This is a genomic window from Bacillus cereus group sp. BfR-BA-01350, assembly GCF_022663775.1.
In the GTDB taxonomy this organism is placed as follows: domain Bacteria; phylum Bacillota; class Bacilli; order Bacillales; family Bacillaceae_G; genus Bacillus_A; species Bacillus_A paranthracis.
The window spans coordinates 1-12,316 of sequence record NZ_JAKUGD010000025.1; the positions used below are offsets into that span (position 1 = coordinate 1).

Consider the following 12,316-nt stretch of genomic DNA (forward strand, 5'->3'; position numbering starts at 1 on the left):
CCTTGTTCGTTGTAGATTGTAAACTCTGCATTTGGTAGTTTTGTATTCCCATCCGCTATATCTACTTTCGTTATTTCTAATTCACCTTTTACATTTTCATTTTTCAGCTCTAATACAGCTGTTTCACCAGTTTTCACTTCAATTTTTTTAACGCTTCCGTCTAACACATATCCAGCTGGCGCTTGAATTTCTTTGACGCTATATATACCGATTGGAAGATTACCTAACTCCGCAATCCCCTTATCATTAGTCGTAACATTTTGTTTAAAGTTTTCATTAGAAACTTCAAACACCGCTCCTTTTAATAATTCCTTTTTTTCTCCTAATTTCATAATCTTTAAAGAACCTACTGATTCCCAATTTACAACTAAATCTGTACTGATTTTCTCACTATTTCTTTGTAACAATACCGTTGTATTTTGAACTTTTTCCGATCCTTTAAAAGCTATTGCTTGTAAATTTGTTAAAATAGACTTCACTTTCATTTTAAAGTTACCACTACTCGTATTTTTCGGGATTAAGAGTTTGAATTTTTCGTTAATTGATAACGTACTTTTCTCTTCACCATTTTCATTTACAATTCGAAGCCCTTTAGGAGCATTTTCAGGAAGAATTGTATAAGAGCCAGAAACCGCATTTGTTTGCACTGCATAAAATCCTGTTTCTAAATAATCACCTTTTTGTGTAGCAGTTTGTGAATCTACAGGATTAACTTTAAAGAATACATTTTGTGATCCAGTTTCTTTCTTTGAAGCCTCTACTAAACGCTTCATAAGATTATGTACACGTTCATTTTTTTCAACTAAATCTTCTTCCGTTAATTCATTTGCTGCAATCCATACTGCTAATTGTGTAGCATAATGCGCTTCTTCCGTTGTCGCTACACCTAATTCAGATGGGCTTTTTTGAGGATATCCATTTAATAAAATACGATATACAGCATCGGATGTTTTCCCCATCTCAGGCAAATCATCCCCATTGGGCGAACGTAAATCAGGCGTTAAACAATACGCAATACTACCCGAAGCCGTTTTAATGATTTCTGTCTTTATTTCACGCTGTTTCGAATTACTATAGCTCCAATCCATTTTATATGTTTCTCTGTTCATTACTTCTGCCTTTACTTGTGGCATTGCAATTCCTAATAAAATAATAAGAGCACTAAAAAAACTAAACCATTTTCCTACCATCTTTCGTTTCATTCTCTCCACCACCATATATAAATTTCTACATGAAGCAATCTTACTGTTTCATTGTACTTATAGTGAAAAAAAGAGAATAGGTGGTTTTTTTGTAGTATCTTGTCGAATTGTTGAGAAAGTTTCAAAGTAATAAGCAACCTTAAAACTGTTTGTTGTCATGGTGCTATTGACAAATAAATATTACATGTTTTCAATTTTCAAACATAATAAAAAAGGCACTTTATAAGTGCCTTTTTAACTTACGGGAAACAAATTTCAAACGAATACATATTACTTATCTTTTTCCTTTATCTCCATCAACAGCTCAATAATCTTCTCATTTTGCTCCACTTGTTTCTCTGAATTTTTATAGATGAAACGAACCCATCTAAGCGCAAGAATAATAAGAAACAATGGAAGCATTGAAATTAGAAGACCAATAATTGAAAAATTCGTATACATATACATCACCTCGCTACATACAACTTTCTCCCTACACCTACTAAAACCTGCAATTTTTTACAAATAAAAAAGAACCTATCAAACGATAGATTCTTCCTTCGCAAACTGAGTAGAACGTCCTCTCGTGATCGAGAAAATCGCACAAAGCAACGCTAATATAATAAAGCCGCCGCCTACCCAAGCATTATATATAACAGATGATTTCTCAATAACAACTCCGCCTACTGTTGAACCGAGTGCAATCCCTAAGTGAAGGGCAGAGTTATTTAAACTTTGCTGAATACCAGCTGATTCTGGTGCAATTTCAATTAAATAGTTTTGTTGTGCTGGCGAAATAGCCCAGCTCAGCATACTCCAAATTCCCATCATAATAATGAACAGTGGGAATGAGAATGTCATCATCGGCAATAGGAAAATCGCACACGCAAATACGATAATAATTGAAATAATACTTTTCTTCGATCCCCATTTATCAGCAAGCCAGCCTCCGAAGCCGCCCCCAATTACTGCTGCGATTCCGAAGATGAAGTAAAATACACTAATCCAATTCGCTTCCACATGCATAACATCTTTTAAAAATGGTGTTAAATATGCATATAGTGTTAAATGACCCGTTAAAAATAAGAATGATGTTAACTGTGCACTTACGATTTTTTTATCTTTTAACGTAGCAATTTGTTCTCTTATTGATAATACCGATGTCGGTGGTACTTTCGTTAAAAATAGAGAAATACAAGCGATTGCCATAACTGTTAAGATTGAAATGAGTACAAATGGTGCACGCCATCCGTATGCATTTCCGAGTACAAGGCCAAGCGGTACTCCAAGTACAAGTGATCCACTAATCCCCATGAAAATGATCCCAATTGCACGCGCACGAAAATGCGGCTCTACAACGCTAGAAGCAAGTGTTACTGACAGTGCAATAATAAGCGAACCACTCGCCGCACAAATTACCCTTGAAAACATTAACATTCCGTAATTCACACTAAATGCTGAAATAATATTTCCGATTAAGAAAATTGATAATGCCCCAACATACAATGTTTTTCTCTCAAACTTCCCTGTTAAAGCTAATAAAACAGGACCTGATAAAGCAAATACTACTGAAAATATTGTGATAAGCTGACCAGCTGCACTAATAGATACTCCTAAATCATCGGCAACTAAATCGAGCGTTCCTCCTATAATTAGCTCAACCGTTCCGACTACGAAAGCCGCGATAGCTAAAATATACACACGAAAATTCAAGTCTTTTCCCACACTTTCTATTTTGGTTACTACGATTATAGTAACCAAAATAGAAAGCGGAAGCAAGTACAATTTTTTATAATAAAAAACTTCCCTCTTATGATATATCTCCAACATTTAAATAAAGATTCTTATCTGAAAAATTATCACTACTTCTATCCAATTTGTAATCAAACTAAGAAATATTAATAAAAAACAACATTAATTATTAAATTTATATATATAAATTTAATTTATAATAAACTTGATTAAATTTCCTATTATTTACAAACAAATTGTACCAAATAAGATTTTTCTTTACTAGACTTGTATTGAAATTACAGAAAAATTATTATTTTCTTGTAGAGTAAATACTATACTTTACAAACACACAATAGTTTGGAATATCAAAAAACTTAGGGGGAAAAGAAATGAAAAAATTAACTGCACTAACTTTGACAGCAAGTATTTTAGCTTCAGCTGGGCTTGTGCCTACATCATCTTTCGCAGCAAGTAACGAACTTCCGTATTTAAATGAGATTAAGAAATTGCAGCCAGACGTAAGTACAGAAGAGTTAATTTCAGATATTATTGAAGTTGCAAAAAATACGGGCAATACAAAAGAAGCTTTAGCAGAACAAATTTATAAAGAATTAAAAGCAAATCATGAACAAGGAGAACGAGAAGCTACTCAACGAAATAATAAAGATACTACTAATGTTCAATATGGTGCTAGCGGCGGAAATGTAAAAGTAGGAAATTCTAATATGGGCGACTTTTATTATACTGGATCTACAACTGCTTATATGAATCACGGACATGTCGGTATGTACTATAGTAAAGACTTGATTGTTGAATCTGTACCAGACAAAGGTGTGCGCACAATTGCTACTAATAAACGCTTAGTTGATAAAGGTGATGCAGTTGTCAAATCTGTAAATACTTCTTGGCAAAATAAAAATGACGCAGCTTGGTGGGCGAAAGATCGTGTAGGAAAGGATGACTATTCTTATAATTTCGCAAACAATAGAAATACTAGCCATTATGGCGCGAAGAATTGTTCTAAATTGATATGGTCTGCTTATAAATTACATGGTGGTTTAGATTTAGATAAAGATGGTGGAGCAGGTGTATATCCTCGAGACGTTAGAGATGCGCAACAAACATCGTTAATTCGTAATATATAATTTTAAAACTGAAAGTGGAACAATTTATTTGTTTCACTTTTTGGTTATTTGAGGAGCAGAAGTGAAGATGAAAAATCGCCGGAAAATAATTCTATTTTTTACGAGTATTATAACGATTGCAGTATTAGCTTACTATTTATGTATAAAAGATAAGAATGCAAACTTAATATCAGATAAAGAAATACAAAATAAAAATTTTTTAGATGATAAAAAAGCTGTGCTTTACTTCTCATCCACTGCCGATCAAGATTTAGATGGTAAAGGCATTAGTTATGCCATATTTATAAATAAACAAGGCGTTGCTAGCGGATATAAAATGGGTGGTCTAGAGCTCGGCAGTATTGGTGTATCTGACGATAAAAAACAAGTTCTATTAGAGAGTAAAAATACTATAACATTTCTAGGAGAAAATCCTACTACTCATAAAATAAAATACCAACATACCGGTGATTTTAATGGATATTTAGCAAAACAAAAGATATTTGTTACTATTTACAATTCAGGAATGGACAAAGAGAATGGGAACTATAATTCAAATGTTTTATTCGGAAATGAAAAAGTTATTCATAAAAGTAATATCCCTCATTTCATTATTAGCTCTGGATTAGATGGGGAAAATATTTTAGTAGCCACCCAAGAATTAGTTACTAATAAATACGAATTAAAAAAATTAACGTTTAATGATGCAACAATGAATATAGAGAATATTACAGCGCTTAATATAAATGGAAAAGAGGACCATGCTAATCTTTCACCTATTTTAGTAGATTCAGAGAATTACTACATGGTTATGAGTACAATTGATAAGGGTGATCCGCTAAAAGGGGAAACATTCTTGTTACGTACTAATAAAGCCACTTTAGAACAAAATACAATATTTATGTATAAAGAAGAAAACTCAACTGCAACCAGCCCATTTTCATTAGATAATTCCGCATATATATATAACAACGAATTATATTTTTTAAACGGTCTTGGTGATATATATACATATAACCCTAAAAATAATACGATGAGCCATAAATTCACCATAGATTACCATGTTAAAGATGGCGTTAGATATAATGAACAAACTTATTTCGAAAACGACTCATTATATGTTCTACGTTATGATGCAAAGCGCAATAATAAATACTATATAGAAAGATACAACTTAACAAACGGAAGAAAAGTATCCGAACAAGAAATACAAGGTATAGAATCTATACTCGCCACTGTGAAAGGCGGAAAGAAAGTTTATGCTTATGACTTTAAAATGTTACTACCCAAAACAGATAATTAACTATACTTAATTACCTGTTTCTAGGTTATAAAATAGGGTAATGTAGTTCCCATAATTTTAATTTTATACTTTCAAATTTTTTCACATAAAAAACAGGCGTATGATACGCCTGTTTTCTAATTATTAAACAGCAGTTTTATTCTTCTTATTTAAATACCAATATACCGGCAGTCCCGTAAAGACAATTCCAATTGATAAAAAACAACTTAGTGGATCGTTAATAATCGCACTACCGATTACAAAGAGTGAGCCCAAAATCGCAACGATTGGGACGATTGGGAATAACGGTACACTGTATGCACGCTCTTTATTTTTATTACGTTTTCTTAAAATGAAGACACCGATAAACGTCATTACGTAGAAAATATAAATAATGAATACGGAAATCTCAGATAGCTTATTCGGATCGCTAATAATCATTAAAATAATTCCTAAAATAATTTCAACAGTAATCGCATTTGCTGGTGTTTTAAATCTTGGACTTTCCTTCGCAATAAACTTAGCAAATGGAAGTTGTCCACGTTCTGCCATCGACATCGGGATACGCGGGAACGTTAAAATCTTTCCATTTAAACAACCGAAAATAGAAACGATAATACCGATACTAATAATTTTCCCGCCATATTCTCCAAGTAGCATTCCTGCAGCTGTCGCTGTTGCATTTTCTCCAAGTTCTACAATTTGCGTTGCTGGTAATACATTCAATAACGCCAAATTAATTAATACGTAAGCAGCTGTTACAATTAAAATCCCAACTGTCATTGCTTTCGGTAATAGCTTTGTTGGATTCTTCATTTCTCCACCAATTGACGCAAGTAGAATCCAGCCGTCATAAGCAAATAATGTTGCTAAGATTGCCATCCCGATACTTTGATTTTCTGATATCGGCACAACTACGTTAAAGATATCGCTATTCCCTTTCCAAAAACCTAACACAACAATTAATACGATTGGAATCATCTTCCCGATTGTCGTGATCGTTTGGACGATACCTCCGTATTTTGTTCCCATACTATTTACAACGCCAAGGAACACAACTGTTCCAATTGCGATTGGTAAATTCCATACTTTATCTAAATAGAAAAAATTAATCATTAAAGAACTAAAGTATAACCCTAACGTTCCAATAATAGCTGGCCCATACACAATTGTTTGCATCCAGCCTGATAAATACCCCCAAAAACTTCCATAAATCTCCTCTAAATACGTATACAACCCACCATTTTTCGGGATTTGCGCCCCAATTTCAGCTACTGTTAAACCACTTGCTAACGTTAACAGACCACCAATTACCCAAGCAAGAATCGCCATATTAGAACTCCCCGAGTAATCTAATACGCTCCCTGGTTTCATAAACACACCAGACCCAATAATCGTTCCTACTACGATAGAAAGTGCTACCGTTAAACCAATTTTGTTCTTCTCATCATGATGCATGCTTCGTATCCTCCTTCCAATTCTAGTGTGATGCAAAAATGAAATAAAAAAACACTCCTCCCTAAAAAAGGGACGAGTGTTATATTCGTGGTTCCACCCTTGTTTCAATTCGCAAAGTAACACACTTCACCAATTTCTCAAGTCTAAAATAACGGTTTTTGCCGGCTAGCAATTACTAGATGTTCGTTCACTGCTGCAGTTCAGAGGTGGTAATCCATTTTTCCGTATTAGGAAGCTCACAGCCAAAGGCCTCCCTCTCTGAGAATCGTAAAAAATTGATCGTGTCCTCATCATCACTTCTTGATGTCGAATTTTGTAGTTATTGTTCATTATATTGAATTGTTAGAAAAAATCAATATATTTTTTTATATAACATACGAAATATTTCTCTTCTTATATTATAACAGAAGTTACGACACTTCTCTAATTTCCTAGTATCTTTGGAACAGTGTAGCGATAAAAAATTATATCAGCGATTTTTCAGATATATCAATTTACCAACGAAAAACGACAATAAGTAAGGGGAGACTTTCTAAAAGAAAGTCTCCCCACATACATACCTTCCGGTTGCCCACACGAAAGCTACGTAATTCGCTTATTTATCTTCTTTGTTCATAAAAAACTTATGATGCGGAAGATCCACATTTAATGCCTCTAATTGTTTCTTTTCATTGTCTAAAATCGCTTTTGCTTTTGTTTTTGTTGCCTCATCTAATCCCGCAAAGATATCTTCATGCTTCTCTTTCTCTGGGAGTTTCACGCCTAACTTTGTTAATTCTTCTTTTGCTTGCTCATGCGTTAATTTGCCGGACTTAACTTGTTCAAAAATTGACTTCACTTTTTCTTTCGCCTGTTCATCTAAGTTAGCAAGCATATCTTTACGCTTACCCTTCTCCGGCATTTTCACGCCTAATTTCGTTAATTCTTCTTGCGCTTGTTCACGTGTTAATTTTCCGGATTTCTCTTGCTCTAAAATTGATTTCGCTTTTTCTTTCGTTTGATCATCTAATCCCGCAAACATTTCTTTACGTTTTTCTTTCTCTGGAAGCTTTACACCTAACTCCTCCAACTGTTTCTTTGTATCGTCCATAATTGTTTTTACTTTTTGTTTTGTAGCATCATCTAAATCTTTTTTCGCCGTTTTTGCAGACTGATCCACTGCTGGAGTATTCGTTGCCGCGAATGCCGGAATACCGACTCCTCCAATGATTCCGAATGATAAAGCACCTGCAATTGCTAAATACCCAACTGTTTTCTTCTTCATAGGAAATTTCCTCCTTCATATTTCTAATGCATGTACACTCTCGTATACAATGCCTATAGTAATGTTGGTTTCTTAACATTTCCTTAACGACTTAACAAAAAAACACCGCTCATAATGAGCGGCGTTATTCTATGCTTTTTGTAATTGTAATTCTTCACGTTCCATTATTCTTCTTAATACAATTGTTTGTGTCATTGTAAATAAGTTACCTGTTATCCAGTACAACACAAGACCTGATGGTGCCGCAAATCCCATAAATAAAATCATTGCCGGCATCATAATTTGCTGCATCTTTAGCATTTGTACTTGTTCTCCAGGTGTAATATTCGATTGGAAAACCTTCATTTGAATAAATGTCGTTAATGCTGCAATAATCGGTAATATATGATAAGGATCTGCATGTCCTAAGTTCACCCATAAAAACGAAGATGTGCGAATCTCTTCTGTTCGGCTAATCGCATAATACAAAGCAGAGAAAATCGGCATTTGTATAAAGATTGGCCAACAACCAGCAAGTGGATTCCAACCGCCTGATTTCATTAGTTCTGACATTTCTTTTTGATACTGTTTTTGTTTTTCTAGATCTTTGCTTACATCACCGTATTTCTGCTTTAACTTCTGCAATTCAGGTTGCATTTTCTTCATTTTCGCTTGGCTACGATATTGCGAAACAGCTAATGGAATCATTGCTGAACGAATAACGAGCGTCATAATAATGATAGCAATCCCAAAGCTAGCTCCCGGTATATGATGAGCAACAAATTGAATCATAAACGAGATTGGATATACAAAATAATGATCCCAAATTCCCGTACTATGTGCATCAATTGGTGCTGCATTACTGCAACCAGATAAAACAAAAACAAGTAATAATGATAAACTAACGAGCACAGCTCGGTATGATTTTAACATGTTCATTCCTCCAATGTTTCGTAATTATTTAGCGAAACATTGGTGTATACGGACCGATCTCGTCATTCTCTTCACTTGATTCTTGTCTGCGCACAGAACGAATCATTCCATATTTATAAAAAATAGAAAATAGCGGTACATTCCCCGCACTATCTTCACATGTATCAACTAACGCAAATGCTCTTTGTCTACCGCTCGATGCTTGCTGACGCACAAAGCGAGAAACGTTAGCAAGGAAGAAAACTTCTAATAAACAAAGTGCTGTCGTTACAAACGATATATATAGAATTGCATCCTGCAATAAAAATTCCATCGCTTCACATCCTTAATAAGGTCATTTTAGCACATTCGGCAAACATTCTCTATTTCCTTTTATCGTCAAAAAAAGTATTTTGCATATTTTCTCAAGAAAATAATAATTAAGAAACATTGTATTCGCTTTCTTTAGTATATTCACACACATCAATGAATAGGCTTGATTTATTAGAAATTTATAAAATTTTTGCATTATAATAAAACTATTGCCAGTTTTTGAAAAAACCTTTATTCTCTTCTTGTAATCAAAAATGAATATGGAGATGAAACATACTATGGGTCAACTAGGAGACGCCGATTACGTTCCCGACACCGCCTTTTTATCCTTCCCAGCAGCTAAAACATTTCACTTAGAATTTATCATACAGTTGGTTGTTATTTTCGTAGCTTCTATTTTGTATGCAATTTCTATGAATATGTTCTTTATCCCGCATAATATGATTAGCGGTGGATTCGCTGGAGTAGGGATGATTATCGGTTATTTAATGCACTACAATATCGGTGCACTTATCTTTTTACTAAACATTCCTCTTCTTATTTTAAGTCACTTTTACTTAGGCAAGAAGACAACCTTTTTAACAGCGTACTTTGTAGCTGTATCATCGTTAGCGATGAACATTATCCCTGTACACCAAGTTTCAGACGATATTTTACTATCTTCTGTATTCGGCGGTGTAATCTGCGGAGCAGCTTCAGGAATCATATTCCGATTTGCTTCTTCAACAGGTGGATTTGATGTTGTTGGATTGATTGTAGCGAAATATCGCGATGTTTCAATTGGAGCAATCATCTTCGGATTCAACTTAATCTTACTTGTTGTAGCAGGATTTATTTTCGGATGGGATATTACACTTTATACGTTAATTAGTCGATTTGTAGTCAGCAAAGTGATCGATGCTGTGCATACGAAACATATTAAATTAACGATAATGACAATTACAGAAAAAGGCGAGGAAATAAAAAGCGCCCTACTACATCACGGCATACGTGGCGTGACAATGGTAGATGCTGTCGGCGGCTATACAAACCATAAGAAAAAAATGATTTACACTGTCGTGACTCGCTATGAGTTAGGCGAAATGAAACGTATTATCCGTCAAGTGGATAACAAAGCATTTATGAACATTACTGAAACAGTTGAAATTGTCGGCCGTTTCAAACGTATATAAAAAGGTCAATACATGAAAGGGCATAACATATAATATGTTATGCCCTTTGTTATTCAACTCACGTACCCTTTAGCATAATACAATCATTAAGTTTATTACTACAAATCGGAGGATAGCATTCCATATACAATACTATCTGTCCATTCATCTTTATTCCAGAAATCTTGTATGAAATGTGCTTCCTTTCTCATGCCTATTCGTTCACACAATTTTTGTGAAGCTGTATTTCGTGCATCAAGATTAGCTTGTATACGGTGTACATTACATTCATTAAATAATTTAAATACCAAACGACTTACTGCTTCTGTTGCCAAACCTCTTCCAGTTACTTCATTTGAAAAACTATAACCAATCTCGACAGTGTCTTTCATATTTGTGTACCATACGGATAAATCACCAACTACCTTAGTTTTGTATATAACCGCCAAACTTAATATTGAGTCTTTAGTAAGTGCATTGTTTGCTAGCTTCTTATTAAATCTTTCCTGCATGTCTTCATGAGTCCACTTATTATGTAATAGGAACTTACATGTATCATCACTATTATAAATAGCGAATACATCCTGTAAATCAGTACTCTTAAAAGGTCTAATTATTAATCTTTCTGTTGTGAACTCCAAGTTAACTCTCCTCCCTTACATTACATGCATGCCATAAAACACTTTTTATCGTATTTAAGACTTCTTAGATCTCACCTTGATTACATATTTCATCAAAATAAATGAAACTCCTTCTTCTACTAAACCGCACCGTTAATGGTATTTCCTTGCGTTTTTTATTTTTTACACTTATTACAAAATCAGATAATTCTATTATTATGTCTCTAAATGTGTTATAATGAAAACAGACTCACAAAAAAAGAGTATATAGACTTGGAAGTTTCTCATATTTTACAAACAAAAAGAAACGAGCAGTCAGGTATATTTCAGACACCATACACGTAACGGTTTAAATAACCGATCATCTTAGTTACTCTTCAATGATCTTTTATAAAAAGATACGTACAATTAAAACTCACTTCAATATACTATACCTACCTTTTTGACTTCCAAATCATCTTATTACATAAGGAGATGAACATATGAATCAATATATACGATATACAATAGCTGTCCTGTTTGCTATTATCGGCGGAACAATCTGCTTCTGGACAAACACTCAGCTTGGAGAGAATATCATTTTTAATGGAATCGAAACACTTGTAAGCGCTTCAATTTTAGGTGGATACATTTTCTTCCTCTTTAATCCAGAAGAAAATGCGCAAAAAACAATGTTATTAACAATGATCGGAATTGTCGGCGGATGTATTTCCTACTCAATGACTAACTATACATTACCACTTCAATTAAGCTCAGCTTTCTTCCACGGTCTATGGACTTGGTTCATTGCATTCTGTCTAGCAGATGTATTCAACCTATTACAAGACAACGAAGAAGAAAACGGTCGCCAAATTGAAAGTAACTCGTAAGCTGGAAGAGATTCTCCCAGCTTTTTTTATGTTGGTTTGCATACCCTGATTGGTATTTACCGGATTATATCAGCGATTTTTCAAATATATCGACGATTTCTACACTTTTATCGGCGATTTTTTCATTATATCGACGGTTCGACACAGGATATCGACTTACCGACAATTTTCGGCAATCTATTTATGCTCTATACCCCACCACTACAATAAAAAGAAGTTACCCTCACGGCAACTTCTTTTCCATATACCCCACTTCGTATTCACTAAAATATATCAGCGATTTTTCAAATATATCGATGATTTCTACACTTTTATCGGCGATTTTTTCATTATATCGACGGTTCGACACAGGATATCGACTTACCGACAATTTTCGGCAATCTATTTATGCTCTATACCCCACCACTAC

At 34.2% G+C, this 12,316-nt stretch carries 12 protein-coding genes and 1 other annotated feature; of the genes, 4 read left to right on the top strand and 8 right to left on the bottom strand.

The window, feature by feature from the left end; genetic code table 11:
* From MR147_RS26470 to MR147_RS26480, 3 genes are all read right to left on the bottom strand, one after another.
* Positions 1 to 1,202 (bottom strand): SpaA isopeptide-forming pilin-related protein (locus tag MR147_RS26470; protein ID WP_242304877.1); only part of this gene is annotated, 1,202 nt, incomplete at its 3' end.
* A 270-nt stretch (positions 1,203 to 1,472) separates the two neighbouring features.
* A complete protein-coding gene (locus MR147_RS26475) occupies positions 1,473 to 1,643 on the bottom strand; it encodes a hypothetical protein (RefSeq protein WP_074606443.1) in 171 nt (56 codons plus the stop codon).
* Between the two features lie 78 nt (positions 1,644 to 1,721).
* The gene (locus MR147_RS26480; RefSeq protein ID WP_139302703.1) at positions 1,722 to 2,906 is read right to left on the bottom strand and encodes an MFS transporter; all 1,185 of its coding nucleotides are present in this window, start codon (positions 2,904 to 2,906) and stop codon (positions 1,722 to 1,724) included.
* Between the two features lie 398 nt (positions 2,907 to 3,304).
* On the opposite strand from MR147_RS26480, the gene MR147_RS26485 reads away from it, so the two are divergent.
* Positions 3,305 to 4,060: a YiiX/YebB-like N1pC/P60 family cysteine hydrolase gene (locus MR147_RS26485; protein ID WP_074607027.1), complete on the top strand. Its 756-nt coding sequence runs from the start codon at positions 3,305 to 3,307 to the stop codon at positions 4,058 to 4,060.
* A gap of 67 nt (positions 4,061 to 4,127) precedes the next feature.
* A complete protein-coding gene (locus tag MR147_RS26490) occupies positions 4,128 to 5,342 on the top strand; it encodes a hypothetical protein (protein ID WP_074607025.1) in 1,215 nt (404 codons plus the stop codon).
* Positions 5,343 to 5,465: 123 nt separating this feature from the next.
* On the opposite strand, the gene MR147_RS26495 is transcribed toward MR147_RS26490, so the two are convergent.
* From MR147_RS26495 to MR147_RS26510, 4 genes are all read right to left on the bottom strand, one after another.
* Positions 5,466 to 6,779 carry an APC family permease gene (locus MR147_RS26495; protein WP_048557419.1) on the bottom strand — a complete coding sequence of 438 codons (1,314 nt, stop codon included), beginning with the start codon at positions 6,777 to 6,779 and terminating at the stop codon, positions 5,466 to 5,468.
* A gap of 65 nt (positions 6,780 to 6,844) precedes the next feature.
* Positions 6,845 to 7,082, bottom strand: a binding site (T-box leader).
* A 292-nt stretch (positions 7,083 to 7,374) separates the two neighbouring features.
* Positions 7,375 to 8,043 carry a hypothetical protein gene (locus tag MR147_RS26500; RefSeq protein ID WP_242304878.1) on the bottom strand — a complete coding sequence of 223 codons (669 nt, stop codon included), beginning with the start codon at positions 8,041 to 8,043 and terminating at the stop codon, positions 7,375 to 7,377.
* Positions 8,044 to 8,172: 129 nt separating this feature from the next.
* Entirely contained in the window at positions 8,173 to 8,955 is a 783-nt protein-coding gene (gene yidC, locus MR147_RS26505; RefSeq protein ID WP_000920536.1) for a membrane protein insertase YidC, read from the bottom strand.
* Positions 8,956 to 8,983: 28 nt separating this feature from the next.
* Positions 8,984 to 9,268 carry a hypothetical protein gene (locus MR147_RS26510; protein WP_063220574.1) on the bottom strand — a complete coding sequence of 95 codons (285 nt, stop codon included), beginning with the start codon at positions 9,266 to 9,268 and terminating at the stop codon, positions 8,984 to 8,986.
* Between the two features lie 277 nt (positions 9,269 to 9,545).
* On the opposite strand from MR147_RS26510, the gene MR147_RS26515 reads away from it, so the two are divergent.
* Complete coding sequence (locus tag MR147_RS26515; protein ID WP_000530036.1) at positions 9,546 to 10,439, top strand: YitT family protein; 894 nt, start codon at positions 9,546 to 9,548, stop codon at positions 10,437 to 10,439.
* A gap of 98 nt (positions 10,440 to 10,537) precedes the next feature.
* On the opposite strand, the gene MR147_RS26520 is transcribed toward MR147_RS26515, so the two are convergent.
* Positions 10,538 to 11,059 carry a GNAT family N-acetyltransferase gene (locus tag MR147_RS26520; protein WP_074607021.1) on the bottom strand — a complete coding sequence of 174 codons (522 nt, stop codon included), beginning with the start codon at positions 11,057 to 11,059 and terminating at the stop codon, positions 10,538 to 10,540.
* Positions 11,060 to 11,520: 461 nt separating this feature from the next.
* On the opposite strand from MR147_RS26520, the gene MR147_RS26525 reads away from it, so the two are divergent.
* A complete protein-coding gene (locus MR147_RS26525) occupies positions 11,521 to 11,907 on the top strand; it encodes a DUF3938 domain-containing protein (protein WP_001077770.1) in 387 nt (128 codons plus the stop codon).
* Positions 11,908 to 12,316: the final 409 nt, after the last annotated feature.

Excerpts from the sequence above, each read along its gene's own strand:
- yidC (WP_000920536.1), bottom strand. The coding sequence starts at position 8,955 with ATGTTAAAATCATACCGAGCTGTGCTCGTTAGTTTATCATTATTACTT.
- MR147_RS26475 (WP_074606443.1), bottom strand. The coding sequence starts at position 1,643 with ATGTATACGAATTTTTCAATTATTGGTCTTCTAATTTCAATGCTTCCA.
- MR147_RS26510 (WP_063220574.1), bottom strand. The coding sequence starts at position 9,268 with ATGGAATTTTTATTGCAGGATGCAATTCTATATATATCGTTTGTAACG.
- MR147_RS26525 (WP_001077770.1), top strand. The coding sequence starts at position 11,521 with ATGAATCAATATATACGATATACAATAGCTGTCCTGTTTGCTATTATC.
- MR147_RS26490 (WP_074607025.1), top strand. The coding sequence starts at position 4,128 with ATGAAAAATCGCCGGAAAATAATTCTATTTTTTACGAGTATTATAACG.
- MR147_RS26485 (WP_074607027.1), top strand. The coding sequence starts at position 3,305 with ATGAAAAAATTAACTGCACTAACTTTGACAGCAAGTATTTTAGCTTCA.
- MR147_RS26515 (WP_000530036.1), top strand. The coding sequence starts at position 9,546 with ATGGGTCAACTAGGAGACGCCGATTACGTTCCCGACACCGCCTTTTTA.
- MR147_RS26495 (WP_048557419.1), bottom strand. The coding sequence starts at position 6,779 with ATGCATCATGATGAGAAGAACAAAATTGGTTTAACGGTAGCACTTTCT.
- MR147_RS26500 (WP_242304878.1), bottom strand. The coding sequence starts at position 8,043 with ATGAAGAAGAAAACAGTTGGGTATTTAGCAATTGCAGGTGCTTTATCA.